Raw genomic sequence first — 252 nt, 5'->3', positions numbered from 1 at the left:
CTCGACCTCGGTGAGTCGGATGCCGCGGCCTTCGCCGCCTTCGTCGCCCGCCACCCGCGCATCATCGCCAAGAACCCCGGCGGCGTGGGCGGCAACGGAATCACGCTCGTCGACTCCGCCGACATCGGGGACGTCGACGCCTTCCGCGATCGGCTGCTCGCCGACGGTCAGACGCTCGTCGAGGAGGTGCTCGTGCAGCATCCCGACATGGCGGCGCTGTACCCCGGGAGCGTCAACTCGCTCCGGATGGTG

At 70.6% G+C, this 252-nt stretch carries 1 protein-coding gene; it reads left to right on the top strand.

The genetic code is table 11. The annotated features are described in order from the left end of the window. Positions 1–252, top strand: a 252-nt coding sequence (locus KVT44_RS56445; RefSeq protein WP_217577070.1) for a hypothetical protein, incomplete at both ends; no start/stop codon positions are given.

Source organism: Streptomyces sp. GbtcB7 (assembly GCF_019091445.1).
Lineage (GTDB): Bacteria > Actinomycetota > Actinomycetes > Streptomycetales > Streptomycetaceae > Streptomyces > Streptomyces mirabilis.
This window is presented reverse-complemented; position numbering and strand designations above follow the sequence as displayed.